1 protein-coding gene is annotated in these 230 nt (G+C 62.2%); it reads right to left on the bottom strand.

Annotated features, from left to right (window positions below):
• The coding region (locus tag M622_RS23955) for a transposase (protein ID WP_021248103.1) at nucleotides 1-230 on the bottom strand (230 nt) is incomplete at both ends.

Below are 230 nucleotides of genomic sequence, written 5' to 3' on the forward strand. Positions count from 1 at the left end.
ATCCCGGGGATGATTGTCTCCCCATCGGACTGCGCCGTCTCGGGGCGGAATCGCCGCCTGGGCGCCGCGTTCGGCAATGCTGCGATAGCACCTTTCGGTATCGTAGGCGCCGTCGGCCGAGACTTGGGCTACCTCACCATCAACCTGCGCAAGCAGCTCAGGGAACACTTCGCTGTCACCCCAGTCGGCAGTGGTGAGCTCAATGCCGATGATGTCCTTTTCGGCTTCAT

The organism is Thauera terpenica 58Eu (assembly GCF_000443165.1).
Lineage (GTDB): Bacteria > Pseudomonadota > Gammaproteobacteria > Burkholderiales > Rhodocyclaceae > Thauera > Thauera terpenica.